General features: G+C 71.4%; 25 protein-coding genes. 12 read left to right on the plus strand and 13 right to left on the minus strand.

All coding sequences use genetic code 11. The annotated features are described in order from the left end of the window. The first annotated feature begins 156 nt into the window (after positions 1 to 156). The 3 genes from J3486_RS05065 to trpS all read left to right on the plus strand — a co-directional run bounded on the left by J3486_RS05065 (position 157) and on the right by trpS (position 3,854). Positions 157 to 1,197: an NAD(P)-dependent alcohol dehydrogenase gene (locus tag J3486_RS05065; protein ID WP_207818695.1), complete on the plus strand. Its 1,041-nt coding sequence runs from the start codon at positions 157 to 159 to the stop codon at positions 1,195 to 1,197. Positions 1,198 to 1,340: 143 nt separating this feature from the next. Continuing rightward, positions 1,341 to 2,564 carry a cytochrome P450 gene (locus J3486_RS05070; protein WP_207818696.1) on the plus strand — a complete coding sequence of 408 codons (1,224 nt, stop codon included), beginning with the start codon at positions 1,341 to 1,343 and terminating at the stop codon, positions 2,562 to 2,564. 201 nt (positions 2,565 to 2,765) lie between these two features. Beyond that, positions 2,766 to 3,854, plus strand: coding sequence for a tryptophan--tRNA ligase (trpS, locus tag J3486_RS05075; RefSeq protein WP_207818697.1), 1,089 nt, complete (start codon positions 2,766 to 2,768; stop codon positions 3,852 to 3,854). Here the strand turns inward: trpS and J3486_RS05080 are convergent. The 3 genes from J3486_RS05080 to J3486_RS05090 all read right to left on the minus strand — a co-directional run bounded on the left by J3486_RS05080 (position 3,848) and on the right by J3486_RS05090 (position 5,277). Next, on the minus strand, positions 3,848 to 4,042 hold the full coding sequence (locus J3486_RS05080; RefSeq protein ID WP_207818698.1) for a hypothetical protein: 195 nt from the start codon (positions 4,040 to 4,042) through the stop codon (positions 3,848 to 3,850). The two genes, trpS and J3486_RS05080, sit on opposite strands and share 7 nt — an antisense overlap. 232 nt (positions 4,043 to 4,274) lie before the next feature. Beyond that, positions 4,275 to 4,556 carry a zinc-ribbon domain-containing protein gene (locus tag J3486_RS05085; protein WP_207818699.1) on the minus strand — a complete coding sequence of 94 codons (282 nt, stop codon included), beginning with the start codon at positions 4,554 to 4,556 and terminating at the stop codon, positions 4,275 to 4,277. A 79-nt stretch (positions 4,557 to 4,635) separates the two neighbouring features. Next, the gene (locus J3486_RS05090) at positions 4,636 to 5,277 is read right to left on the minus strand and encodes a MerR family transcriptional regulator (protein WP_207818700.1); all 642 of its coding nucleotides are present in this window, start codon (positions 5,275 to 5,277) and stop codon (positions 4,636 to 4,638) included. Positions 5,278 to 5,363: 86 nt separating this feature from the next. Between J3486_RS05090 and J3486_RS05095 the strand changes: the two genes are divergently transcribed. The 3 genes from J3486_RS05095 (at position 5,364) to J3486_RS05105 (ending at position 7,965) form a co-directional block, all read left to right on the plus strand. Further along, positions 5,364 to 5,825 carry a DUF4188 domain-containing protein gene (locus J3486_RS05095; RefSeq protein WP_207818701.1) on the plus strand — a complete coding sequence of 154 codons (462 nt, stop codon included), beginning with the start codon at positions 5,364 to 5,366 and terminating at the stop codon, positions 5,823 to 5,825. 102 nt (positions 5,826 to 5,927) lie between these two features. Then, a complete protein-coding gene (locus J3486_RS05100; protein WP_207818702.1) occupies positions 5,928 to 6,419 on the plus strand; it encodes a peptidylprolyl isomerase in 492 nt (163 codons plus the stop codon). A gap of 211 nt (positions 6,420 to 6,630) precedes the next feature. Then, the gene (locus J3486_RS05105; RefSeq protein ID WP_207818703.1) at positions 6,631 to 7,965 is read left to right on the plus strand and encodes a S28 family serine protease; all 1,335 of its coding nucleotides are present in this window, start codon (positions 6,631 to 6,633) and stop codon (positions 7,963 to 7,965) included. A 15-nt stretch (positions 7,966 to 7,980) separates the two neighbouring features. Here the strand turns inward: J3486_RS05105 and J3486_RS05110 are convergent, their stop codons facing one another. The 4 genes from J3486_RS05110 to J3486_RS05125 all read right to left on the minus strand — a co-directional run bounded on the left by J3486_RS05110 (position 7,981) and on the right by J3486_RS05125 (position 13,415). Then, the gene (locus J3486_RS05110) at positions 7,981 to 8,724 is read right to left on the minus strand and encodes a ferredoxin reductase (RefSeq protein WP_207818704.1); all 744 of its coding nucleotides are present in this window, start codon (positions 8,722 to 8,724) and stop codon (positions 7,981 to 7,983) included. Beyond that, positions 8,717 to 9,328 (minus strand): sulfite oxidase-like oxidoreductase, encoded by a 612-nt coding sequence (locus J3486_RS05115; protein ID WP_207818705.1) that lies wholly within the window; start codon positions 9,326 to 9,328, stop codon positions 8,717 to 8,719. Before J3486_RS05115 ends, J3486_RS05110 begins: the two co-directional genes overlap by 8 nt. Positions 9,329 to 9,416: 88 nt before the next feature. After that, a complete protein-coding gene (locus tag J3486_RS05120; RefSeq protein WP_374194679.1) occupies positions 9,417 to 11,708 on the minus strand; it encodes an FUSC family protein in 2,292 nt (763 codons plus the stop codon). 111 nt (positions 11,709 to 11,819) lie between these two features. Further along, positions 11,820 to 13,415, minus strand: coding sequence for a penicillin-binding transpeptidase domain-containing protein (locus J3486_RS05125; RefSeq protein WP_207818707.1), 1,596 nt, complete (start codon positions 13,413 to 13,415; stop codon positions 11,820 to 11,822). Positions 13,416 to 13,590: 175 nt separating this feature from the next. On the opposite strand from J3486_RS05125, the gene J3486_RS05130 reads away from it, so the two are divergent. Next, the gene (locus tag J3486_RS05130) at positions 13,591 to 14,826 is read left to right on the plus strand and encodes a hydrolase (protein WP_207818708.1); all 1,236 of its coding nucleotides are present in this window, start codon (positions 13,591 to 13,593) and stop codon (positions 14,824 to 14,826) included. 24 nt (positions 14,827 to 14,850) lie between these two features. Here J3486_RS05130 and J3486_RS05135 read toward each other — a convergent pair whose 3' ends face one another. Together J3486_RS05135 and J3486_RS05140 are read right to left on the minus strand one after the other, a co-directional pair. Further along, complete coding sequence (locus J3486_RS05135) at positions 14,851 to 15,666, minus strand: SGNH/GDSL hydrolase family protein (RefSeq protein ID WP_229377626.1); 816 nt, start codon at positions 15,664 to 15,666, stop codon at positions 14,851 to 14,853. A 240-nt stretch (positions 15,667 to 15,906) separates the two neighbouring features. Beyond that, positions 15,907 to 16,083 carry a hypothetical protein gene (locus tag J3486_RS05140; RefSeq protein WP_207818710.1) on the minus strand — a complete coding sequence of 59 codons (177 nt, stop codon included), beginning with the start codon at positions 16,081 to 16,083 and terminating at the stop codon, positions 15,907 to 15,909. Between the two features lie 296 nt (positions 16,084 to 16,379). Here J3486_RS05140 and J3486_RS05145 point away from each other — a divergent pair, with 296 nt between their 5' ends. The 4 genes from J3486_RS05145 to J3486_RS05160 are packed head-to-tail and all read left to right on the plus strand — an operon-like array spanning position 16,380 to position 20,207. Further along, positions 16,380 to 17,348 (plus strand): carbohydrate ABC transporter permease, encoded by a 969-nt coding sequence (locus tag J3486_RS05145; protein ID WP_207818711.1) that lies wholly within the window; start codon positions 16,380 to 16,382, stop codon positions 17,346 to 17,348. Further along, complete coding sequence (locus J3486_RS05150; RefSeq protein ID WP_207818712.1) at positions 17,345 to 18,184, plus strand: carbohydrate ABC transporter permease; 840 nt, start codon at positions 17,345 to 17,347, stop codon at positions 18,182 to 18,184. Before J3486_RS05145 ends, J3486_RS05150 begins: the two co-directional genes overlap by 4 nt. After that, complete coding sequence (locus J3486_RS05155; RefSeq protein WP_207818713.1) at positions 18,181 to 19,524, plus strand: ABC transporter substrate-binding protein; 1,344 nt, start codon at positions 18,181 to 18,183, stop codon at positions 19,522 to 19,524. Before J3486_RS05150 ends, J3486_RS05155 begins: the two co-directional genes overlap by 4 nt. Beyond that, positions 19,521 to 20,207 carry a glycerophosphodiester phosphodiesterase family protein gene (locus J3486_RS05160; protein WP_207818714.1) on the plus strand — a complete coding sequence of 229 codons (687 nt, stop codon included), beginning with the start codon at positions 19,521 to 19,523 and terminating at the stop codon, positions 20,205 to 20,207. Before J3486_RS05155 ends, J3486_RS05160 begins: the two co-directional genes overlap by 4 nt. Here J3486_RS05160 and J3486_RS05165 read toward each other — a convergent pair. Beyond that, on the minus strand, positions 20,125 to 21,468 hold the full coding sequence (locus J3486_RS05165) for an MFS transporter (protein WP_207818715.1): 1,344 nt from the start codon (positions 21,466 to 21,468) through the stop codon (positions 20,125 to 20,127). The genes J3486_RS05160 and J3486_RS05165 overlap by 83 nt on opposite strands. Positions 21,469 to 21,575: 107 nt before the next feature. On the opposite strand from J3486_RS05165, the gene J3486_RS05170 reads away from it, so the two are divergent. Beyond that, positions 21,576 to 22,028 (plus strand): helix-turn-helix domain-containing protein, encoded by a 453-nt coding sequence (locus J3486_RS05170; protein WP_207818716.1) that lies wholly within the window; start codon positions 21,576 to 21,578, stop codon positions 22,026 to 22,028. A 15-nt stretch (positions 22,029 to 22,043) separates the two neighbouring features. On the opposite strand, the gene J3486_RS05175 is transcribed toward J3486_RS05170, so the two are convergent. The 3 genes from J3486_RS05175 to J3486_RS05185 all read right to left on the minus strand — a co-directional run bounded on the left by J3486_RS05175 (position 22,044) and on the right by J3486_RS05185 (position 25,040). Beyond that, positions 22,044 to 23,501: an FGGY-family carbohydrate kinase gene (locus J3486_RS05175; protein WP_207818717.1), complete on the minus strand. Its 1,458-nt coding sequence runs from the start codon at positions 23,499 to 23,501 to the stop codon at positions 22,044 to 22,046. A 109-nt stretch (positions 23,502 to 23,610) separates the two neighbouring features. Next, a complete protein-coding gene (locus J3486_RS05180; RefSeq protein ID WP_207818718.1) occupies positions 23,611 to 24,399 on the minus strand; it encodes a DeoR/GlpR family DNA-binding transcription regulator in 789 nt (262 codons plus the stop codon). Continuing rightward, entirely contained in the window at positions 24,396 to 25,040 is a 645-nt protein-coding gene (locus J3486_RS05185; protein WP_207818719.1) for a histidine phosphatase family protein, read from the minus strand. The genes J3486_RS05180 and J3486_RS05185 overlap by 4 nt, the downstream gene beginning before the upstream one ends. Between the last annotated feature and the right edge of the window lies 1 nt (position 25,041).

Below are 25,041 nucleotides of genomic sequence, written 5' to 3' on the forward strand. Positions count from 1 at the left end.
AAACTTTGAACCAAGGCCCCGACCGTTCTCCCCCGTACGGTCGGGGTCCTTTTTTATGTCGTGATGCATGTCCCATCGGGACATGTGTCTCAATGGGACGTGAGCGCGTTACGGTGGAGAGGCGGGGGCAGGAAAGAGCGACGAAGGAGTCGAGTCATGAAGGCACTCCAGTACCGGACCATCGGAGCGGCACCCGAGGTCGTCACCGTCCCGGACCCGGAGCCCGGCCCCGGGCAGGTCCTGTTGAAGGTCACCGCCGCCGGTGTGTGCCACTCCGACATCGCCGTGATGAGCTGGCCCGCCGAGGGCTTCCCGTACGAGCTTCCGCTGACCCTGGGCCACGAGGGCGTCGGCACGGTCGCCGCGCTCGGCGCGGGCGTCACCGGACTCAAGGAGGGTGACCCGGTTGCCGTCTACGGCCCGTGGGGCTGCGGCACCTGTGCCAACTGCGCGCAGGGCAAGGAGAACTACTGCCTGCGCGCCGCGGAGCTCGGCATCAACCCGCCCGGACTCGGCGCCCCCGGCTCCATGGCCGAGTACATGATCGTCGACGACCCGCGCCACCTGGTGCCGATCGACGGCCTCGACCCCGTCGCCACCGTGCCGCTCACCGACGCCGGACTCACCCCGTACCACGCGATCAAGCGCTCCCTGCCCAAGCTCGTCCCCGGCTCCACCGCCGTCGTCATCGGCACCGGCGGCCTCGGTCACGTCGCCATCCAGCTGCTGCGCGCCATGACCGCTGCCCGCGTCGTCGCCCTCGACGTCACCGAGGACAAGCTCGCCCTCGCCCGTACCGTCGGCGCGCACGAGGCGATCCTGTCGGACGCCGCGGCCGCGGCGAAGGTCCGCGAGCTGACCGGTGGCCGCGGCGCCGAAGCCGTCTTCGACTTCGTCGGCGTCCAGCCCACCGTCGAGACCGCGGGCGCCGTCGCCGCGGTCGAGGGCGATGTCACGATCGTCGGCATCGGCGGCGGCGCGCTCCCCGTCGGCTTCGGGAAGACGAACTTCGAGGTCAGCGTCACCGCACCGTACTGGGGCAGCCGCGGCGAGCTCATCGAGGTGCTCGACCTGGCGCGGGCCGGCGCGGTCTCCGTGCACACCGAGACCTTCACGCTCGACGAGGCGCCCGTCGCGTACGAGCGACTGCACGAGGGCAGGATCAACGGCCGTGCGGTGATCCTCCCCAACGGCTGACACCCCGACGCCGTATGCCGTGGCCGGTCGTCGGCCACGGCATACGTGGATGTCTCAACTTCCCGCGGGGCGAGGGGTGTCACCGGGTGCCGATGATCAATAGCCTGAGGTGGACCGCCCGTTGACCCCACGCAGGGAGCGCCATGTCCACCGCGCAGATCCCCGACATCCTGTCGCCGGAGTTCGCCGCCGACCCCTATCCCGTGTACCGCGCCCTGCGCGAATCCGCGCCGCTCCTGTGGCACGAGGCGACCCAGAGCTGGATCGTCTCCCGGTACACCGATGTGGAACGCGTCTTCAAGGACAAGGAGGGGCAGTTCACCACCAAGAACTACGACTGGCAGCTCGAACCCGTGCACGGCAGGACCATCCTGCAGCTCAGCGGGCGCGAGCACGCCGTGCGCCGGGCCCTCGTCGCCCCGGCCTTCCGCGGCAGCGACCTCCAGGACAAGTTCCTGCCCGTGGTCGAGCGCAACTCCCGTGAGCTGATAGCCGAGTTCAGGTCCAGCGGCGCCGTCGACCTCGTCGACGCCTTCGCCACCCGCTTCCCGGTCAACGTCATCGCCGACATGCTCGGCCTCGACAAGGCCGACCATGCCCGCTTCCACGGCTGGTACACCGCCGTCATCGCCTTCCTCGGCAACTTGAGCGGCGACCCGGAGATCGCGGCGGCGGGGGAGCGGACCCGCACCGAGTTCGCCGCGTACATGCTCCCGATCATCCGCGAGCGCCGCGAGAACCTCGGCGACGACCTGCTCTCCACGCTGTGCGCCGCCGAGGTCGACGGGGTGCGGATGAGCGACGAGGACATCAAGGCGTTCTGCAGCCTGCTGCTCGCGGCCGGCGGCGAGACCACCGACAAGGCCATCGCCGGCATCTTCGCCAACCTGCTGGTGAACCCCGAGCAGTTGGCGGCGGTGCGCGAGGACCGCTCGCTCGTCGAACGGGCCTTCGCCGAGACGCTGCGGTACACGCCCCCGGTCCACATGATCATGCGTCAGTCCGCCGTCGACGTGGAGCTCAGCGGCGGCACCGTGCCCGCGGGCGCCACCGTCACCTGCCTCATCGGCGCCGCCAACCGGGACCCCGAGCGCTACAAGGACCCCGACCGCTTCGACCTGTTCCGCGACGACCTCACGACCACCACCGCGTTCTCGGCCGCAGCCGACCACCTGGCGTTCGCGCTCGGCCGGCACTTCTGCGTCGGCGCGCTCCTCGCCAAGGCCGAGGTCGAGACCGGAGTGAACCAGCTGCTCGACGCGATGCCCGAGCTGCGCCTCGCCGACGGCTTCGACCCCGTCGAACAGGGCGTGTTCACCCGCGGCCCGAAGTCGCTGCCCGTGACGTTCACCCCACGCACGCCGTGATCGCCCCGTCCGGTGCTAACCTCGTACCCATGCTTCGCTTCACGTGTCTGAACTGGTGGCGCCTCACTTAGAGGCGGCCACAGTCATGCACGAACAAGGGCCGTCCCCGGACGGCCCTTCTTCATTTCTCCCGCGGTGAACCTCCCGCAGGGCGGGCCGTCCCGAAGGCGACCACGACCCGTCGATCCGCAGGGAGACATCATGAGCACCATCACCGTCGAGACCCCCGCCACCGACCTCCTCGGCACGTCCGCGGCCCTGGCCCGCAGCGCCGAACTGGAGCGGCAGATCCAGCAGGACCCGGCGGGATTCCGCGTCCTCACCGGCGACCGGCCCACCGGACGGCTCCACCTCGGCCACTACTTCGGCACCCTCCACAACCGCGTCAGACTGCAGAACCTCGGCGTCGAGACGTTCGTCCTCGTCCCTGACTACCAGGTGCTCACCGACCGCGACGTCGCGGAGAACCTCAAGGAGTACGTGGAGGAACTCGTCCTCGACTATCTGGCCATCGGCATCGACCCCGACCGGTCCACGATCTTCACGCACAGCGTCGTGCCCGCGCTCAACCAGCTGCTGCTGCCGTTCCTCAGCCTGGTCTCCGTCGCCGAGCTGAACCGCAACCCCACCGTCAAGGACGAGATCGCGCACTCCCGCCAGTCGGCCGTCAGCGGCCTGATGCTGACCTACCCGGTCCATCAGGCCGCCGACATCCTCTCCGTGAAGGCCAACCTGGTCCCCGTCGGCCAGGACCAGCTGCCCCACCTGGAGATCACCCGGACCGTCGCCCGCCGCTTCAACGACCGCTACGGCAACGGCGCGGCGCTCTTCCCGCGCCCCGAGGCGCTGCTGTCCGACGCGCCTCTGCTGCTCGGCACCGACGGCACCAAGATGAGCAAGAGCCGCGGCAACGCCATCGCCCTGTCCGCCGACGCCGATGAGACGGCCCGCCTGCTGCGCGGCGCCAAGACGGACGCCGACCGCCGCATCACCTACGAGCCCGCCACCCGCCCCGAGGTCTCCTCGCTGGTGCTGCTCACCGCCCTGTGCGAGGGGATCGAACCGCGCCAGGTGGCCGAGGAGCTCGGGGACGGGGGAGGGGCATGTCTCAAGCGACGTGCCACCGAGGCGGTCAACACCTACCTGGCGCCGATCCGGGCCCGCCGCGCGACCTGTGCCGCGGACCGGCAGCTGGTCAGGGACGTGCTGCGGGCCGGGAACGAGCGGGCCTGCGCGATCGCGGAACAGACCCTCGACGAGGTGCGTGCGGCCATGCGGACCGACTACTGACCGTCCTCGACGATGCGCCAGCTGCCCACCTCCCGGTACTGGGAGTCGTGGATCGCCGCCGTGTCGCCCGGGGTCAGGGCGTAGTGGTGAAGATTGCCGCCCCAGTACCGAAGGACGCGGCCCAGCTCGCGCGCCGCGTCGCCGTCGAACGCCGTGTCACCCATGTCGACCTCGAGAAGGAATCTCATGGCTTCAACTGTGTCATTGAACTTCCCTTTGAGGCTTTTGCCGACAGGGCGGCCCCGCTGAAGACCCGGCCGTGAAATTCCCGCAATCCGGTGTGCATGCCCGGGCCGAACCCGGGCATCCGGAGGAGGACACGCTCTGGACGCCCCTCCCCCCGGGCGCGAGAGCACCCAAGCCCCGCCGCCCCAGCTCTCCCCCCCCCGCTGGGCGGCGGGGCCGTGTCGTCCTCCTGGCTCAGCCCTGGTGGTGGTGCGGCTGCTGCGCCGGGTTCCCCTGCGGCGCGGCGGCGGTGGCGAGCATGCCCTCCGCCTGCTCCTTGGGCAGCTGATGCTCCATGCCGCAGAACGTGCACTGTGTGCGGTACTTCGTCGATATCGGGAACAGCGGCACGAAGAACAGGGTGAACTTCGTGACGTACTTGCGCAGCGAATGCGCCGACGGATTGCCGCAGTTGCCGCAGACGAGCGTGAGCATCGCGAGCTGATACACGTAACCGCGCGTGCCGAAGATGATCATTGGGGGTCCCTCCCGGTCGACCGGCCACCGCCGAGTGCCCGGGGCCGTTGCGTCATCGTAGGCGGCCTCCCCGTTGCCCTCACAAGCCGTATCGACGGGTGGCGTGCTCCTCCTGTGCGAGGCGGCGCAGCGCCAGCAGCACGGGTTCGAGGAACACGGCCGCGGCCACCACCAGCTCGGCCTTCGCGGCGTCCCCCTCCATCTCGTCGATACGGTCCAGATCGAGCTCGGCCAGCTCGTCCATCTGCTGCGCGTACGCCACCAGCGCCTCGGGCTCGTACTCGTACCCGAGCCGGTTGAACGTGGTCAGGGCGGTCACCAGACGGCGGAAGGTGGGGGAGAGGGTGCCGATCTCCCGTGCGTGCCCCCAGCCCACCATCTCCAGCAGACGGTCGACGCCCTCGGTCACCTGGACGGTGACCGGATCCTGCGCGGGCGCCTCCGGCGGGTTCGGCAGCGCCCACATCGCGGCGCCGAACCGCATCGTCGTGCCCAGCGAGTCGTCGTCGATGTGCCCGAGCACCTCGCGGACGGTGGCCACCGGCACGTGCCCGATCTGGATCAGGGCGCGCACCAGGTTCAGCCGGCGCAGGTGCGACTCGTCGTACTCGGCCTGCGTCTTGCTGATCCGCCGGCCCGGTCGCAGGAGCCCTTCCCGCAGGTAGTACTTGATCGTGCCGACGGACACCCCACTGCGCTCGCTCAGCTCCGCCAGTCGCATCTCTTGTGCCCTCTCTTGGGAAGTGCCACTATCCAATCACGTGAACACCGGGAGACCGAGGGGGAGTTGTGCCCGTGAAACCACAGATGGGTCGAACCACGGCCGACACACAGGGAGACGTCGTCGTCTTCCTGATCGGCATGCGGATCAATCACTTCTGGGCCGTGCATCGCTGGCTCCCGGTGTTCATCGCGATGCCCATGATGCTCAGGGAGCTCGGTAAGGACCGCAGCCTGGGTCTGCTCAACCATGTCCTGGGCACCGCGAACCCGCGCACCTACTTCGTCACCCAGTACTGGGAGTCGAAGGAGAAGCTGCTCACCTACGCCGCCGCGCCCGGCCGGCGCCACCAGCCCTGGTGGGCGCGGCTCAACCGGTACGCCCGCAGGAGCGGCGGCCATGTGGGTCTGTGGCACGAGACGTACGTGGTGCCCGCCGGCTCCTTCGAGACGATCTACTTCGACATGCCGCCGCACGGCCTCGCCAAGGCCCACGGGGTGCGGCCGCTGCGCGAGGGGGTGCAGGCGCAGGACCGGCTCGCGGTCTGAGTCGGCCACGAAACGCGCCGGGACGGCTACGGACCGTACGGATACGGCCACGCCGACGGCCCGAATCGGCATTTCGGGGGTCGTGATGAAAGGATTGCCCTCATGGCTATCAAGACCTACTTCGACATCACGATCAACGACGAGCCCGCCGGGCGGATCACGTTCAACCTCTTCGACGACGTCGTCCCGAAGACCGCGGAGAACTTCCGCGCCCTGTGCACGGGCGAGAAGGGCTTCGGCTACGCCGGCTCGTCCTTCCACCGCGTCATCCCCGCCTTCATGCTCCAGGGCGGCGACTTCACCGCCGGCAACGGCACGGGCGGCAAGAGCATCTACGGCGAGAAGTTCGCCGACGAGAACTTCCAGCTCAAGCACACCAAGCCGGGCCTGCTCTCGATGGCCAACGCCGGCCCGAACACCAACGGCTCGCAGTTCTTCATCACGACGATCGTCACCGACTGGCTCGACGGCAAGCACGTCGTCTTCGGTGAGGTCGAGGACGGCATGGAGCTCGTGAAGAAGATCGAGGCGCTCGGCTCGCGCAGCGGTGCCACCGCCGCCAAGATCACCATCGCGGAGTCCGGCCAGCTCTGAGCCGCACCCGCACCCGGAAGCCGGGTACCCGCCGCACGGCGGGTGCCCGGCTTCTGCCGTGCCGGCACGAATGTCCGCATGTGCCACCGGGTCGGCGAACAGTAACGCCGTAGTAAAACGGCGACTTCAACTCGCCCGTGTCCGCCCCGGGTTAGGGTCTCGGTCACCGAGCCAGTGATCGACTTCACCGTTCCCCTACCCGGGAGGCCCCGTGCGCCTGCGCGCCATACCCACGCTCCTGCTGTCCGCCGCACTCACCGCGGGCGCCCTCGCCGCCACCGCGGCACCGGCCGGCGCTGCGACGGCGTCCGCGCAGGCGTCCTTCGAGGACCAGCTCCGCGCGCTGCCCGGCATCACCGTCACCGGCGTCAGCGACAAGGAGGGCTTCCCGCTCTACGCCCTCACGATCACCCAGCCGATCGACCACACCGACCCGCGATCGGGCACGTTCCAGCAGCGGTTCACGATCTGGCAGAAGTCCACCGCCAAGCCCGTCGTCGTCTACACGGGTGGCTATGGACTGTCCTCGTCGACCCGCGAGCCCACCACGATCCTCGACGCCAACCAGCTCAGCGTGGAGCACCGCTTCTTCGGCCCGTCCGTCCCGGCCGGGGGCACCCCGTGGGCGAAGATGACCGTCCAGCAGGAGGCGGCCGACGAGCACGCGATCGTGCAGGCCGTCAGACCCCTGTACGAGAAGTCCTCGAAGTGGCTGGCCACCGGCGGCAGCAAGGGCGGCATGACCGCCACATACCACTACCGCTTCTACCCGCGCGACTACGACGGCGTCGTCGCCTACGTCGCCCCGAACGACGCGAACAACAACGACGACAGCACGTACGAGCGCTTCTTCCGGACGGTCGGCACCGCCGAGTGCCGCGACGCACTCGCCGCCGTGCAGCGCGAGATGCTGGTGCGCCGCGACGCTCTGCTCCCCAAGTTCGAGCAGACCGCCAAGGACGAGGGCTACACCTTCACCCGGACCCTCGGCACCACCGACCGCGCCTACGAGTTCGCCGTCCTGGACCAGGTGTGGAACTTCTGGCAGTCGGGATCCGTCGACGACTGCCCCACCGTGCCCGACGCGAGGACCGTCTCCGACGACGAGCTGTACCAGTGGTCCCTCGACCACGGCCTGTCCGTCTACGAGGACTCCTCGCTCGGCGCCAACGGCTCGGGCCCCTACTACCGGCAGGCCGCCGCCCAACTCGGCTGGGCCGACCTGAAGTTCAAGAACCTCAAGGGCGTGCGCCACTACCCGGACATCTACCAGCCGAACTCCGTGCTCCCCGCCGACATGCGCACCACCTACGACGGCACCGTCATCAAGGGCGTCGACAAGTGGGTGCGCACCGAGTCGCAGCGGATGCTGTTCGTGTACGGGCAGAACGACCCGTGGAGCGCCGAGCAGTTCACGCCGAGCAGACACGACTCGTACAAGTACGTCGTGCCGAAGTCGAACCACGGCGCCCGGATCTCGGCGCTGCCGACGGACGAGAAGGACGCCGCCACCGCCACCATCAAGCGGTGGGCCGGCGTCCGGTAGGAAGACCGGGGCCGCTCAGCCGAAGCGCTCGATGCGGATGCGCTCCACCGGCTGACCGAGGTCGACCAGGAGCCGGGAGGCGTGCTCGGCGAACGCGTTCGAGCCGCACACGTACGCCTCCCACTCCGGCGCCCCGTCCGTGAAGCACACCGCCAGATGGTCGGCGGCCAGGCGCCGGCGCTCGCCCTCGCGGGTGAGCACCGGTGTCGTCTCGGCCCCGTACTCGGCGGCGTAGATCAGGTCCGTGCGCGTGCGCGCGGACACGAAGAGCCGTAGCGGCACGGTGAGGCGACGGGCGCGGTGGTGGCGCAGCATCGACATCAGCGGGACGACGCCCGAGCCCGCGCCGATCAGCAGCGCGGGACGGTCGCCGGGCCACGCGAAGAAGCCGCTGAGCGGGCCCCGCACCTCCACCGCGTCGCCGATCCGGGCGACCGTGTGCAGATGGCCGGAGACCTCGCCGCCCTCGACGTGGTCGAGGGTCAGCTCGATGTGCCCCGAGTCGTCCGGGGGCGAGGCGAGCGAGTAGTGGCGCTGCGCCGTGTAGCCGTCCTCGGCGGTCAGCCGCAGGATCAGGTGCTGGCCCGGCAGATGCCCCTGCCAGCCGGGGACCGCGAAACGGAACGTCGACACCAGCGGTGTCTCCCGCCGGATCTCGGTGATCACCGCGCGCTGCCAGGTGGCCGCCTGCTGCTGACCGACCTCGATCCGGCCGGGCACGGCGAACCGGGTCGGGGGCGTGAAGGTCGTCTCAGTCACCGGCGTACCGCTGTTCTTCCCAGGGGTTGCCCCGTGCGTGGTACCCGTTCTGCTCCCAGAAGCCGGGCTCGTCGTGATCGAGGAGCCTCAGGCCCGCGAGCCACTTCACGCTTTTCCAGAAGTACAGGTGCGGCACGACGAGGCGGGCCGGGCCGCCGTGCTCGGGCGGCAGCGGCTCGTCGCCGTAGGTGAAGGCCACCCATGCCTTGCCGCCGGTCACGTCGGCGAGCGGCAGGTTCGCCGTGTAGCCGGTGTGCGCGTACGCCACCACGTGCGTGGCCGAGGCGTCGGGGCGTACCGCGCCGAGGAACGTGTCGAGCGGGACGCCGCCGAAGCGCACCCCGAACTTCGACCAGCCCGTCACGCAGTGGATGTCGCCCTCGTACGCGGACGTGGGCAGCGCCCGTGCGTCGTCCCAGGTCCAGGTGCGCGCCTCGGTGACCAGGCCGTCCACGCGGAAGGTCCAGTCGGCGGCGGACAGCCGCGGCGTCACCTCCGCCGACAGGACGGGCCACTCGTCGCGGGCGTCGTACTGGCCGGGCGGCAGCCCCGGATCGTGCTCACGGGGGCGCCCCACGAAGCCGCGGGTGACTGGGCCGGTCATGCGAAGAACTCCAGGTCGGGACGGTGACACGCACAAGTGTGCAAGGAGAACCCTGCCACCCGGCCACCCTCGACGCACAATCGGCCCGTCACACGCGCGGGCCCACCGGCACGTCCAGCGGCCTGGCCAGACCGGTGATGTTCTCGTCCAGGCGTTGCAGATGGCGCAGCACGCGGAACGTGACGGTGTTCGCGGCCGGCATGCCCAGGCCGTCCGTCTCCAGCATCGCCGTGATGGACGCGCCGGACTCGACGCGGCCGGTGGTGTCCGTCTCGTTCACGTGGGCGACGAGGACGGCGATGTTGTGGTCGATGCGCTGGGCGGCGCGCGCAAGGCGCGGATCGGCGCCGATCCGCTTGCTGTAGGGCACGAGCTCGGCCGTCGCAGCCAGGGACCGGGCGTGGTACGCCGATGTCTCCAGCAGGGCGACCAGGTAGCGGGCGGTCTGGCGGCGCTCGCGCAGCGGCGTGATCGGGTGCGTCAGCGGCTGGACGGAGGCCCGTAGGTCCTCCAGGGCGGTGTCCAGGTCGCGGGCCTTGTCGAGGAGGTCGACGGCGGGGCCGCCGCTGAGCTGCTCCACGGCCCCGGCCACGACCTCGCCGAGCCGCTCCAGGACCGTCGCCAGGAGTTCGTCGGTGCGCCGGTCGGTGCGGACCGGCAGCACGAGCATCGCGGCGATGATGCCGCAGGCAGCGCCCAGCGCCGTCTCCTCGATGCGCAGCACCAGGACGTCGAGGCTGTAGGTGTTCAGGAGCGTGTAGAGCAGGCCGAGCATCGCCGTCACGAAGAACGACATCAGGGCGTACGACAGCGGAGCGGTGAAGAACATCGCGAACACGCAGACCAGGACGAGGACGAACGCCACCCACGTGTGCTGCCCGACCGCGCCCGCGAGCGCCACACCGGCCAGCACGCCGAGCACCGTGCCGAGCAGCCGGCGGTAGCCCTTGACGACGATCTCGCCGGTCGACGCCGTGTTGAGGAAGACGACCCAGCAGGTCAGCACCGCCCAGTACCAGCGCTGCGAGGACAGGAACTCGCCGCCGACGATGGCGAGCGCCGAGCCGACGGCGACCTGGAAGGCCGCGCGGGTCGTGGGCCGGTCCAGGCCGGACGGATCCTCGGCCTCGCTCTCGTCCTTCTCGGTGCTGGTGAGGGAGACGTCCTCGGCGTCGAACTCCTCACGCGACCGCGTCGTCGCGGGGGAGTCGTCCGACTCGTCCTGCGGGCCGTCGAGCGCGAGCCGCAGACCGAGCACCGCGCGGGCCGCCTCACCGATGCCGCGGAACACGTCCTGCACGGCGAGGGTGCTGCCCGGGGGTATGGCCTCCTCGTCCCGGTAGCCGAGCAGCCGGTTGCGGACGTGGGCGACGGCCGTGCCCCGGTTCGCCTCGGCCGGGCGGGCCACCATCAGGCGCAGCGCGCCCAGGTCGCGGCGGAGCGTCGCGGTCGACTCGTCCTCGGTGCGCAGCAGCTTGCCCGTCGCGGGCACCGGCGCGCCCGGCAGATGCAGGGTCAGGGTGTCGGCGCGCTCGGCGCTGCGGGCGGTGAGCAGCAGCATGCCGAGGCGCTCGGCGGCCACTTCGGCGTCGGCGACACGGCGCTGGATCAGCGCGGCCGCGGCGTCGTCGCGGGCGCCGTCCTCCAGGTGCCCCTGGATCATCAGGGCGGACTCGTGCAGCCGCGCGGTGTGCCGGCGCAGATCGTCGAGCACGTCGTCGAGGTCCTCGGGTGCCGCGTCGAGCAGCAGCGTCTGCGCGTCCACGAGCTGCGCGAGCCGCGCCCGGAAGGCGTCCCGCAGCCCGCCGAGCACCCGCTGCGGCGTCTGCGGCACCAGCGCGAACCTGGCCACCGCACTGCACGCGAACGCGATCGCCAGGGTGCCGAACAGCAACGGCAGTTGATCCACCGACGCATTCACGAAGAGGGACACGAAGTAGACCTGAAAGCCGATCAGGCCGAGCGCCGTGCCGCGGTCGCCGAACCTGCGGCAGTAGACCGCGCCGAAGATCAGAGCGACGAAGAACGCGTCCCCGACCACGACGAGACTGTGCAGCAGCGCCCCCAGCGTCATCGCCGCGAGCGCCGTCGGCAGTCCGAGCGCCAGCGTCACCGCCTGCCCGCGCACCGTCTTCTCGCGGATCGCGAACGTCGCCACCATCGCGGCCATCGCGCCCGCGACCATGTGCGTCACGTCCGTGCCGAGCAGGGCGAGCACGGCCAGCGCGAGGCCGATCGCCGCCACGGTGCGCACACCTGCCATCAGCCGCAGCAGCCCCGGGTCGGACGCCACGAAGCGGTCCCACGTCGCGGTCAGGGTCGGCCGTCGCGCCACCTGCGTCACTCCAAGATCGATCCGGCGTTGGTCGCCCCCGAGCATACGAGGACGTCAGCGCGGCCTTGACGTGAGCATGGCCCGGTAGGGCGGCGCCGGAATCTACGATTCCCGCTGACCGGTGGTCAGTTCCTCAACGGCGCCGTGTTTGATCTCTCATGAGGAATCGGCGGCCTTCAGGACCGCCGCCACCAGCGGCCCCGAGGACTCGCCGCCCCGGCCGGCGCCGCGCATCACGGCGGACGCGGCCAGATCACCGTGCCAGGCGGCGAACCAGCCGTTGGGCTTCTCCTGCCCGATGACCTCGGCGGAGCCGGTCTTCGCCCCGATGTCGCCGTGCAGCCCGGCCATGGCGCCGGACGCCGAACCGGACGTCGCCGTCGTGTGCAGCAGATCGCGCAGCTGTGCGTGCGCCGTCGCGTCGAGGGTGCGCCGCGCCGTGGCGAGCGTGCGGTGGTCGACGGACGGCGCGACGAGATACGGCTGGTGGAACTGTCCCGTGCGGGCCGTGGACACCACGGACGCCATCGTCATCGGGTTCATCCGCACCTCGCCCTGCCCGATGAGGGAGGCCGCCTTCGACGCGGCGTGCTCGACCGGGACGGCGCCGGGGAACGCGTCGACGCCGACCGACCAGCGCTCCCCGATCCCGAACACGTCACGGGCCTGCCGGGACAGCGCGTCGTCGGCGATCCTGCCCGCCTGCGTGATGAAGGCCGTGTTGCAGGACGCGGCGAAGCTGCTGCGGAAGGTGCCGCCGACGATGTCGAAGTCGTCGACGTTGTGGAACTTCCAGCCGCCGTACGAGGCGTTCTTCGGGCAAGGATGGGGCTTGTCCGGGGCGGCCAGCTTCTTCTCCAGGAGCAGCGACGCCGTGATCATCTTCATCGTGGAGCCGGGCGCGAGCCGCCCCTCCAGCGCGGTGTCGGGCCCCTGCGGACGGGAGTCGGCGACGGCCAGGATCTCCCCGGTGGACGGCCGCACCACCACGAGCGAGGCCCCGGAGCGCAGGGCCACCTCCCGCTCGGCCGCTTTCTGGACGCGTGCGTCGATCGTCGTGCGCACCTTGCCCGGAGCCCCCTCGGGGACGGCGGCCAGCACGTCACCCCCGGGAGCCCGCAGCTCGACGGCGGGCCTGCCGCCCGCCGCCGCGCCGTACGTCTGCCGCAGCCCTGCCGCGACACGCGCGAGCGAGGGGAAGGCGCGCAGGTCGAGCGCCCGTCCGTCCCGGTCGAGCGCCCGGACGGGCGCCGAGCTCGTCTCCCGTACGTCGAGCCGGCCGCCGTCGCCCAGGCGCGGATGCAGCACGGCCGGCCTCCAGTCCACGACCGCCCGGCCGTCGCCGGCGCGCCGCACCACGGTCAGCGCGGAGTCGTACGACACGGGGGCGTGCGCGCCCTTGAAGGTGAACTCCGCCCGGACGGAGAGCGGGACGCGCGCGCCCTTCGGTGCGCCGGCCGTGAGGTGTACGGGGGTGAGGTGGGCGCGGTCCCGGTAGTCGCGCAGCGCCGCGGCGGCGGCCGTCGCGTCGTCGGTGCGGTCCGCGGCCTCGTCCGTGTCGCCGTCGGACCACGCCTTCAGGAAACCGTCGGTGGCCGAGCGGACCTCCGCCGCCGACAGCGGTCCGGTCCTCGGCTCGGGGTCGCCGGGGGCGACGAGCGCCCAGCCGCCGGCCCCCAGCGCCACGGCGGCGACGCAGCCGCCGATCCACAGCGCGCGCTTCCTGCCGGTGCCCTGTCCCTCGTCGCCCACGGGCCCTCCGCCCTGTCGAAGCGTTGCTGCTGACCCCTCACCGTAGGCAGGTCACGGCGGTGCTTCCCTGTCGGAGTGCGCCGTTCAGGGGCGTGGGCGGCTGGGGGATTTCCCCCAACGGGCAGGGCGGGTCTGCCGGATGGTGGCGGGTGATCCGTCCGGCCACACTCGGCGCATGGACGTTCACACGACTGCTCCGTCCCGCCGCGCCGTACTGGCCACGGGCGCCGCCCTGTTGGCACTCGGCGCGACGCCGGGCACGGCCGCCGCCCTGACCGGCACCCGACTTGTACGGCCCCACCTGCCCGCACCGACCGGACCCCACCCCGTGGGCATCACGAAACTCCACCTGGTGGACCACGGCCGTCGCGACCCGTGGACGGACGCTCCCGCACGGGAGGTGATGCTCGACGTCCGGTATCCCGCGCGTTCGATCGGCGGACACGGCAGGGCGCCGTACATGACACCGGCCGAAGCGGCGGGCTTCGACGCGCTCAACAACTTCCAGGGGCTGCCGTCCGGCCGCGTCGACTGGGCGGGGATCCGCACCTTCGCCCACACCGCGGCGCCGCTGGACGGGCGGGCGGCGGGGCCCGTGGTCCTCTACTCGCCGGGCGTCCTCGACCCGCGCTGTCTGGGCACCACCCTCACCGACGAACTCGCCTCGCACGGCTATGTGGTGATCGCCGTGGACCACCCCTACGACGTGTCCGCCGTCGAGTTCCCCGACGGGCGGGTGGTCCACAGCCGTCTGCCGCAGGAGTTCGCCCGGGCACAGCAGGAGGGCAAGGCCGCCGTGACCGCCCTGCTGAAGAAGACGGCCGCCGTCCGCTTCGCCGACACCCGCTTCGTTCTCGACGCACTGCCGGCCGCCCTCGCCGACCTGGGCCACTCCTGCACCCGGGCCGGTATGTTCGGCCAGTCGGCGGGCGGCTTCGCCGCGCTCCAGACGCTCCACGACGACCGCCGGCTCGCCGCGGCGGCGAACCTCGACGGTGTCATCGCCTACGTCCAGGACGACCACGACCCGGGAGAGCTGTCGACCGTCGCGGCCGAAGGTGTCGACCGGCCGTTCCTGCTGATGGGCAGCGCGGACAACGACCGTACGAACGTCCCCTCCTGGCGCTCCCTGTGGCGGCACAGCACCGGTTGGCACCGTGACCTCACCCTCCACGGCGCCGAACACGCGACGTACACCGACGCGACGACCCTGCTCCCGCAGATCGCCGCACGCCTCGACCTGCCGCGCGACACCCTCACCGGATGGGTCGGCACCGTCCGTGCGCACCGGGCCGTCGCCGCCCAGCGCGCCTACCTGACCGCCTTCTTCGACCGCTGGCTGCGCGGCCGCGACGACGACGGTCTGCTCGACCGGCCGTCGCCGCGCCACCCCGACATCACGTTCGTCTAGCGCCCCGGAGCCGGGGGCCCGCCGTCACCCCAGGCCGAGCGCGCCCATGGTCCGCTCGGCCATCGCGGACTCGCCCAGGGCGTTGGGGTGCACCGGCACGAAGTTGGTGCCGAACAGGGCGGGCTCCACCCAGCGCGTCCCACTCGCCTGGCAGGCGTCGTGCCCCTCGGACGCCTGGGAGAAGTCCACGTACGTGGCGCCCGTCTCGTTCGCGGCCCGCTGCACCGCGCTATTGAGGTGGGTCTGGATGTCCCGCACGTAAGGAACGTCACCGGAGGCGATCGGCATCTTCACGAAACAGCCCGTCTGCGCCTTCGCCGGCATGATCCACGGATAGCCGAGGACGGCGACCCGCGCGTTCGGCGCCTTGTTCCGTACCGCCTGCAGCGCGGCCTTCACCGCCGGGTACGTCTTCGTGTCGATGTCGTCGGCGAACGAGCTGCCGTAGTGGTCCTTGCACGGGCTGCCCTGCCCCGCGGTCAGCACCCCGGCGGCGGCGCACGACAGGACCGTGCTGATGAACGTGTTGTTGTCGTTGCCGCCTATGGTCAAGGTCACCAGGCGGGTGTCCGCGCCGAGCGCGTCGAGCTGCGGGGCGACCCCCGGGTACTGGGACCCGGCGAAGTCCTTGGTCTGCGCGCCGCCGCAGGTCACGTCCTTGAGCGTGGCGCCCGTCCGCTCCGCGATCACATGTGGGTAGTTCTTCGTGGAGCGGGCGCACAGCAGGGCCGCGGACGGGTCGAGCGGCAGCACGCCGGAGGCCGCGCTGTAGCTGTCGCCGAGCGCGACGTAGGGGAGGGGCTGCGGGGTCGCCTGCGCCGGAGCGGCCAGACCCACCAGGGCGGCGCCGGACGAAACCGCCACCGCCGCGACCCGTCGGGAGAACACACGCTTCGCCAACTGTCACTCCTTCGAAACCGGCTCGGCTCATGGCCAAGTTCCGTACGAGACAGGGGATTTCAGCGCGCTGACAGTTGAAGCTACCGACGAGTTAGAAAACGAGTCAATAGGTGTGCACACAGTCGCGACCAGGGACGGCCGAGCCGCGGAGTGAGGGATGGGGGAGCCGGGGTCCGGCTCTCAGCCCTCGGCGGGCCGTTCGCCCTGCTCGGCTGCGGAGCCGTGGCCGAAGTCGAGGACGTCCTCGGCGGTGCGCTCGGTCTCCTGCGCCGCCTCGCGTACGACGGTCAGGACGTCACCCTGCTCGTCGACCAGCTGGTCGTAGATCGGGGCCGGGGCGGTGGACGGTGCGGGCACGGTGAAACTCCAGGTCGAAGCGGTGCAGGTCGGACCTGCGTCGGGACAAAAGGGGACCCTACGACGACGCGCCCGGGTGCGGCCAACCGGGGTGGGGTCAGAAGGCACCTTCTCTGTAACTACTAGTATGTACGGTTCCTGTCCGAGCTACGGCCAGTACCTCGGAGTGCGCCGCGACAGGGGAAAGTTGTAACACCGCAGACTGTTTACTTCTCATTAATGTTGTTGGTATCCCTTGGGGTGTGTCCGAGCCCTGGCCGAATCCCGGCCCGGCCCTCCCGGAAGGACCCACCCCCTTGACCGTCACCGACGCGTCGCGGGGCGGCAGCGCCGCCGCCCCGCCGAGGCCGACGTCCGCACCACCGGACGCGGGTCGTCGGGCACGCGCCCGACGACGGCGCCGCGACCATCTCCTCTTCGTCGCGTTCGCCGCCCCCAACTTCTTCTTCCTGCTGGTCTTCGCGTACTGGCCGGTGATCTACAACGGCTACCTCAGCCTCACCGACTGGGACATGATCTCCCCGGCCAAGAAGTTCGTCGGCCTGTCCAACTACGCCGACCTGCTCGCCGACCCGGACTTCCGGGGCACCCTGTGGACCACGGTGCTCTTCGTCGTCGGCATCGTCGTCGGCGGCATGGTCCTGGGCCTGGCCACCGCGCTGCTGCTCAACCAGAAGCTGCGCGGCACCCGCGCCGTACGCACCCTCACGTTCGCGCCGTACGTCCTGTCGGGCGCGGCCGTCGGCACGTTGTGGCTTTTCGTGTTCGATCCCAACTACGGTCTGATACGACCCCTGTTGGCGCCGCTCGGCCTGACCGCCCCCGCGATGATGACCGACTCCAAGTGGGCCCTGTTCGGCCTGGTCGTCGTCTATCTGTGGAAGAACATCGGCTTCGTCGCGGTCGTCTACCTCGCCGGACTCCAGTCGCTGCCGCGCGACGTGTACGAGGCGGCCGCCCTCGACGGGGCGAGCGCCTGGACGCGGCTGCGCCGCATCACCGTGCCCCTGCTCTCCCCGGTCACCTTCTTCCTCCTGGTCACCTCCGTCATCACCACCTTCCAGGCCTTCGACGTCATCGCCGTGATGACCGGCGGTGGCCCCGGCACCTCCACGTCGATCCTCAGCTGGTTCATCTACGACCAGGGCTTCCGTGCCTTCGACGCGGGCCGCTCCGCCGCCGGAGCCATGATCATGTTCGTGGTGCTGCTGCTGATCACCGGCCTCCAGGCCCGCTACCTCGAACGGAAGGTGCACTACCAGTGAGCACCCTCGACACCGCGCAGGGCCGCGCCCGCCGGGCGGGCCTGTACGTCCTGCTCGTCCTGGTCGCCGTCATCACAGCGGGCCCCCTGTACTGGCTGGTCTCCTCGGCCCTGAAGAACAACACGCAGATCTACAGCTATCCGCCGCACTGGATCCCCACCGAGCTGCGCTGGTCGAACTTCACCGACGCCTGGAACGCCGCCCCCTTCGGACGGTTCTTCCTCAACTCCCTCGTCGTGTCCGTCGTCGGCACCGCCATCGAACTGTGCGCCGCGCTGCTGTGCGCGTACGCCTTCGTCTTCCTGCCCTTCCCGGGCAAGCGCTGGCTGTTCATGGTGCTGCTCGGCGCGATGATGGTGCCGGGACACGTCACGCTGCTGCCGAACTTCCTCACCATCGCGCAGCTCGGCTGGGTCAACACCTGGGCCGGACTCATCGCGCCCGGACTCGGCTCGGTCTTCGGCACCTTCCTGCTGCGCCAGCACATGCTGACACTGCCGAAGGAGATCATGGAGGCGGCCGAACTGGACGGCGCGGGCCATCTGCGCCGCCTGACTCGCGTGGTGCTGCCGATGTCGCGGCCGATGGTCGTCACCGTAGCCATCGTCGTCATGGTGACGAAGTGGAACGACTTCATCTGGCCGCTCATCGTCACCAGCAGCGCCGACATGCGCACCCTGCCGGTCGGGCTGCTCTTCCTCAAGAACCAGGAGGGGTACGCGAACTGGGGCGCCATCCTCGCCGGCACGGTGATGGTGATCGTGCCTGTCCTCGTCGTGTTCTTCCTCGCCCAGCGCCACATCATCGCCGGACTGACCCAGGGAGCAGGCAAGTGAGCCCCGTGCACATGGGCCGACGCGCCCTGCTCGGCCTCGGCGCGGGCGCCGCCGCCTCCGCGCTCCTGTCGGCCTGCGGTTCGACGACCGGCACCGTCGCCCAGCCCGCCGGGGCCGTCCCCGCCAAGTACGGGCGGCGCACCCGCGTCGTGCTCTGGTCGACCTTCGCCGACGTGCCCGGCAAGGCGCTGCAGTCGCTCGCCGACACGTTCAACGCCGGGCAGAACGACATCTACGTGGAGGTCCAGTTCCAGGGCTCTTACGACGAGTGCGCGCAGAAGGCCGTGGTCGGACTGCTCGCCGGGCAGGTCCCCGACCTGTGCGTGCTCTCCGACGTCAAGTGGTACAAGTTCTACTTCGGTGACGCGCTGGAGAGCTGGGACGGCTACCTCGACCCGGCCTGGATGGACCGCACCTACCAGCCGAAGCTCCTCGCCGAGGGCCGCCTCAAGGACCGCACCTGGTGGCTGCCGCTCGCCCGCTCCACCCCGCTCTTCTACTACAACCGAACGCTCTTTCAGAAAGCGGGAGTTCCCGACCGCGCGCCCGAGACCTGGGACGAGCTGTACGACTGGTCCAAGGACATCACCAAGATCAAGGTGAAGGGCAAGCCGGTCGCCCTGGAGGCCTACCAGAAGATCGACGGCGACTGGCAGTTCCAGTGCTCGGCGTGGCAGTGGGGCGGCGCCTATTCGAAGGGCCTCGACGTCACCATCGACCAAGAGGGCGCGATCGCGGCCGCCGAGTGGCAGCGCCGCCTCATCTACCGCGACAAGATCGCGTACATGGCGGACTCCCCGACGAACGACCTCGCCAACCAGCTGATCGCCACCCAGGTGAACTCCACCGGCGGCCTGAAGATGCTCACCGAGGCGGCGAAGGCCGGCGGCTGGGAGCTCGGCACCGGATTCCTGCCCAGGCAGAAGGAGTTCGGCGTGACGACCGGCGGCGGCGGTCTCGGCATGTTCAAGCGCACCCCGCACACGCGCAAGCAGGCCGCCGCCGAGTTCGTCCGCTTCCTGGCCCGCCCGGAGAACTCCGCGCAGTGGTCCGTCGACACCGGCTACATGCCCGTCGTCCCGGCCGCGACGAAGACTCCGGTCCTTGCGGATCTGATGAAGAAGGATCCGAACGTCAACACCGCGGTGAAGCAACTCCCGTTGACCCGCAAGGGCGACCAGGTTCGCATGATGGTGCCGAACGCCAACGTCCAGATCTACACCGGTCTGCAGAACATCTGGTCCGCGAACACGCCCGCCGAGAAGGCCTTCGCCGCCGTCGCGGAACGCCTGCGCAAGAACGTGGACCGCCACCGCGAGAGCATCGAGGAGCATCTGTGACCCCCCTGACCCCCGGCAGCCGTCCCCTCGTGTTCGGGCATCGGGGCGCCCGCACCGAGGAGCCGGAGAACACCCTGCGCTCGTTCCGCCGCGCCGCCGAACTCGGCGCCGACGGCATCGAGCTCGACATCCGGGTCTCCGCCGACGGCCACCTCGTCGTCATCCACGACGCGACCGTCGACCGCACGACGGACGGCGAGGGCGAGGTGGCGTCCCTGACGCTGGCTCAACTCCGGTCCCTGGACGCCGGATCGGGCGAGCGCATCCCCACCCTGGACGAGGCCCTGGCCGCCTTCCCCGGACACGTCCAGGTGGAGATCAAGGCCCCGGAAGCCGTACAGGTCCTGGAGTCCCTGCCCGAGCGGGCGGTCCTCACCTCCTTCCACCCGGAGATCCTGGAGGACGCCGCGCGCCGCCTGCCGGCCGTGGCCCGCGGGCTGATCTCGCACACTCCCGGCGACGAACTCCTGCGCGCCGCGAAGGACCTGGGCGCCGCATGGGTGTGCCCCGAGCGCACCGACGCGCTCACACCGCGGTTCGTGGCGCGCTGCCACGACGCGGGGCTGCTGGTGGACGCCTGGCCCGCCGCCGACCGCGAACTCATGCGGCTCTTCCGCGGGTTGGGCGTCGACGCGGTGACGACGGACCACCCGGGCCGCATCGAGGAGTGGCTCGCCCCCTGACCCCCTGGACAGGCCCTGGACGTGGTACCCCGGCCCCCGGACCGGCCGGGGTGCCACGCCCCACGCACACCCAGAGCACGAGACCGCCCAGGCTGAACGCGGCCCCGAGCACGCACACGGCGCCCCACCCCGCCACCGCGTAGAGGGAGGTCGCGGCGATGGCCCCGGCGGCGCTGCCGACCGAGTAGAAGACCATGTACCCGCCGATCAGCCGGCTGCCCGCGTCCGGGTGCAGGGCGTGGATCAGCGTCTGGTTGGTGACGTGCACCGCCTGCACGGCGAGATCGAGCAGCACCACCCCGACGACCAGCGCCCACAGCGACGTCCGCGCGAAGGCCAGCGGCAGCCACGCCAGCGCGAGCAGGGCCAGCGCCGCGCCCGTCGTCCGCCCGGAGTGGCCGTGGTCGCTCAGCCGCCCGGCCGCGGAGGCGGCCAGCGCGCCGGCCACCCCGATCAGCCCGAGTGCGCCGATCGCGGTGTGGGACCAGGAGTACGGAGCCTCGCTCAGCGGCAGCGCGACGCTGCTCCACAGCGTGCTGAACGCGGCGAACACCAGCAGACAGAACGCCGAGCGCAACCTCAGCAGCGGCTCCCGCGCGAACAGGGCGACCGTGGAACGCAGCAGCGGGCCGTACCGGAGGGCCGGCGCGACCGTGGCGCGGTGGCGCGGCAGGACACGGAACAGGATCACGGCGAGCACGGCGGTGAGCGCCGCCGACGCGAGGTAGACCGACCGCCAGCCCGCGAGATCGGCCAGCAGCCCGGCCGCGGTACGCGCGAGCAGGATCCCCACCACCACGCCGCCGGTCACCAGGCCGACGATCCGCCCGCGCTCCGCCGGGGCGGCGAGGGACGCCGCGAACGCCACCAGGGTCTGCGTGACGACCGCGAGCAGCCCCGTCACCGCCGCGCCCGCGAGCAGCACGGTGGCCGTGGGCGCGGTGCCCACCACGGCCAACGCACCCACCAAAAGGGTCAGTTGGGCCACGACGAGTCGCGTGCGGTCGACCATGTCGCCCAGCGGTACGAGGAAGAAGAGCCCGAGCCCGTACCCGGCCTGCGTGAGCGTGACCACGCCGCCGACGAGCGCCGGGCTCATCGCGAGGTCGTGCCCGATGGTCACCAGGAGCGGCTGCGCGAAGTACACGTTGGCGACGGCGGCCCCGCAGGCGACGGCGAACAGGGCGACGAGCCCCCGGGTCAGCGCGAACCCCGTTGCGGCCGTTCCGGCCGGTGCCACCTCGCACGACGTGCCCGACATCGGCACCCACCTCCCCTGTCTGGTTTCAACTTGCTACCAGTGGGAGACGGTAAGCCCGACCGGTAGCATGTTGCAACCAGATTCGTGATGTGGAGAGGGGCGAGGGCGTGGTGACGAGGACGCGGTTCGACGACAGCGACTGTCCGGTGGCCCGGTCGGTGGACGCGATCGGCGACTGGTGGTCGCTGCTGATCGTGCGTGACGCCTTCGACGGCAGCCGCCGCTTCGGAGAGTTCCAGCGCAGCCTCGGCGTCGCCAAGAACATCCTGGCCGCCCGCCTGCGCACCCTCGTCGCCGGCGGGGTCCTCGACTCCGTCCCCGCCTCGGACGGCAGCGCCTACCGCGAGTACGTACTGACCCCGAAGGGCAAGGCGCTCTTCCCCGTCATCGTGGCCCTGCGGCAGTGGGGCGAGCAGAACTTCTTCGCGCCCGGAGAACCGCACTCCGAGCTGGTCGACCGTGGTGAGGGGCGGCCGCTGCGCGCCCTGGAAGTGCGTGCCCAGGACGGGCGGCCGCTCGATCCGGACGACACCGTCGTCCACAAGGTGCCCGCGGAGTAGCCGCCCGGATCTCCGTCAGAGCCAGCCGCGCGCCGCGAGTTCCGTGCGGAAACGGTCGTACGACGCCTCCAGCGCCGCCTGCTCGGCCTTGACCGGCGCGACCTCCTCGGCCGCCCCGGTCATCGCGGCCGCGGCCGACGTCAGGTCCGGATGGAGCGTGCCGGACGCCGCGAGGAGCGCGGCGCCGAACGCCGTCTCGGCGCGGGCCACGATCCGCAGCGGCCGGTCGAGGACCGAGGCGCGGATCCGGTTCCACAGCGCGCTGCGACTGCCGCCGCCCGCCGCGTACAGCGGCCCCGACACCTCCACGCCGAGCGCCGACACCCGTTCCAGGGCGAGCCGTTCGAGGAAGGCGACACCCTCCAGGTCCGCCCGGTGCCGGTCGACGTCGTCGGTGGGGGAGCCGAGCAGGAAACCGCGCGCGTCGCCGGACACGAACGGGAAGCGCTCGCCGTCGCGGCGCAGCGGGTACGAGACGCAGGACGCGGGCCCGCGCCCGGCCGCCGCCGCGTCCAGCGTGGGCAGCCGGGCCGGATCGGTCGCGGCGAGCGCCTCGCCGCCCGTGTTCGACGCCCCGCCCGGCAGCCACCAGCCGTCGGGGTGGCGGTGGCTGTACAGGGCTCCCGTCGGATCGAGAGGCAGCTCGCGCGCGACGCCCTTGAGCACGTACGTGGTGCCGAGCACGCCCACGAACTGCCCGGGGGAGACGGCGCCCGTCGCGAGCTGGCCCGCGCAGCCGTCGGTCATGCCGAGCCGGACCGAACAGCCCACCGGAAGACCGGTCTCGGCCGCCGCCGACGCGCACACCGTGCCCGACTCCGTGCCGGGGGCCGCGACCCGCGCCAGCAGTCCGGCCGGTACCCCGAGCGCGTCGAAGACCTCGCCGGCCCACTCGCCCGCCCGGGCGTCGTACCCCGACTTGAGCGCGTGACTCCAGTCGGCCGGGACCGGTGCACCGGTCAGCCGCAGGCCCAGCAGATCGGGAGTGTGCAGCACCTGCCGGACGGACGACGCGCCGTACGCGCGGACGCACCAGGCGATCCGGCCCAGCGCGGCCGTCGGACCCACCGTCAGGCCCAGCCGGGCCCAGCGCGCCGAACCGGCCTGCTGCGCGAGGGAGTTGAGATCGGCGGCGCGCCGGTCGTCGTACATCAGGGCCGGGCCGAGCGGCGCCCCGGCAGCGTCCGCGGGCACGAGCGTCCCGGACGTCGCGGACACCGCCACCGCCCGCACCTCGCGCCCCAGGCCGGGCAGCGCCGAGGTCGCCCGGCGCAGCGCCCCGGCCGTCGCGGGCCACCAGGACGAAGCGTCCTGCTCGCTGGTCCCGCCGGGGCCGCGCACCGGGGCGGGCAGCGGCGAACCGGCCTCCGCCAGGACCCGCCCCGCCGCGTCCACGCAGACGACGCGCACCGCGGCCGTGGCCACATCGACACCGACGACGACCGGGACCGGATCCTGGGCGGGGTGGCTCATGGGGGAGCGGGTCCTCTCGGCTCGGTCGTGGCCGACGCGGACCACGGGCGACAGTTCGCTGTGAAATTAACATGCAGCTTGATAAAAACAACCCCGGGTCGTCGAGGGCTCAGTCCTGGGCCACGGCCCGCGCCGGTGCCACCCGCACCTCGGTCTGCCGCCGCAGCGCCCGCACCAGCTCCTCGTCCACCGCCGCGTCGACCACCACATGGTCGAAGTCGGCCACCGGAGCGACCCGGTGCAGCGCCGTCCGCGCCAGCTTGGTGTGGTCCATGAGCAGGATCCGGCGGGTGCCCGAGGCGAGCATCGCCCGCTTGACCAGGACCACGTCCTGCTCCTGGTGGTAGGTCATGCGGGCGTCCATCGCGGACGTCGACACGATCACCAGGTCCACGGAGAGCGCCTCCACCGCCTCCACGCAGGCCACCCCGAGGAACGAGTCGTGCGTGTGCGAGTACTCGCCGCCGAGCGCGAGCAGCCGGATGCCCTCCCGGCCCGCGAACACGTCGACCACCCGGCGCGCGTTCGTCACCACCGTCAGCGGGGTCACGTCGACCAGGAGCCGGGCGAGCGCGAGCGCGGTCGTCGAGTCGTCGAGCAGCACGGACATGCCCGGCTCGACGAGTTCGGCCGCGGCGTGCGCGACGGCCTCCTTCTCCGTGATGTTCACCCCGAGCCGGTAGTCGAGGTTCGACTCGAACACGGTCGACGGCAAGGCGGAGGCGCCCCCGCGGAAACGGCGCAGCACCCCGCGCCGGGCGAGTTCGTCGAGGTCGCGGTGGACCGTCATCAGGCTGACGCCGGTGAGTTCGGCGAGCTCGGCCCCCGTGGCCGTGCCCTCCTTCAGCACATGCTCGGCGATGGTCTGTCGGCGGGTCTCCGCCCCGGTGGTGGTCATGTCGCAGAGTCTCCCGCACCGGCCGTGCGCGCCCGGCGCGTGGGCACGTTCAACGACAGCAGCGACACCTCGTCGCCGCGCACCTCGATCTCCGTCACCGCCGCGTTCTCCAGGCGCGGGAACACCGTGCGGTAGCGGCCCACCGGGACCCCGAGCAGGGCGCACAGCGCGATCCTGATCAGCGTGTTGTGCGCGACGACCAGGACGGTCCGCTCCGGGTGACGGGCCGCCGTCCCGAGCAGCGCCGCCGTCGCCCGGCGGGCCGCGGCCGACGGCGGCTCGGAACCGGGGAAGGCGCCCGCCTCCGCGTCCTCGCGGAACCGCCGCACCGCGTCCGCGTCCTCGGCGGCCATCTCCGCGATCGTGCGGCCCTCGCCCCAGCCGAAGTCCACCTCGCGCAGCCCCTCGACGACATCCGGCTCCACGCCGAGCGCCGTCGCCGCGGGGGCGGCGGTGCGCCGGGCGCGGCTCAGCGGGGAGCACACCACGGCGTCCACGCCCCGCTCCTTCGCCCAGACCCCCAGGTCGTCGGCCTGTGCGAGACCCTCAGCGGTGAGCGGCACGTCGGAGATCCCCGCGTACCGGTTCTCGGCGTGCCAGGTGGTCTGGCCGTGACGGACGAGCAACAGCCTGGACGGCATC

Origin of the sequence: Streptomyces sp. VRA16 Mangrove soil, from assembly GCF_017377775.1 — a bacterium.
GTDB lineage: Bacteria > Actinomycetota > Actinomycetes > Streptomycetales > Streptomycetaceae > Streptomyces.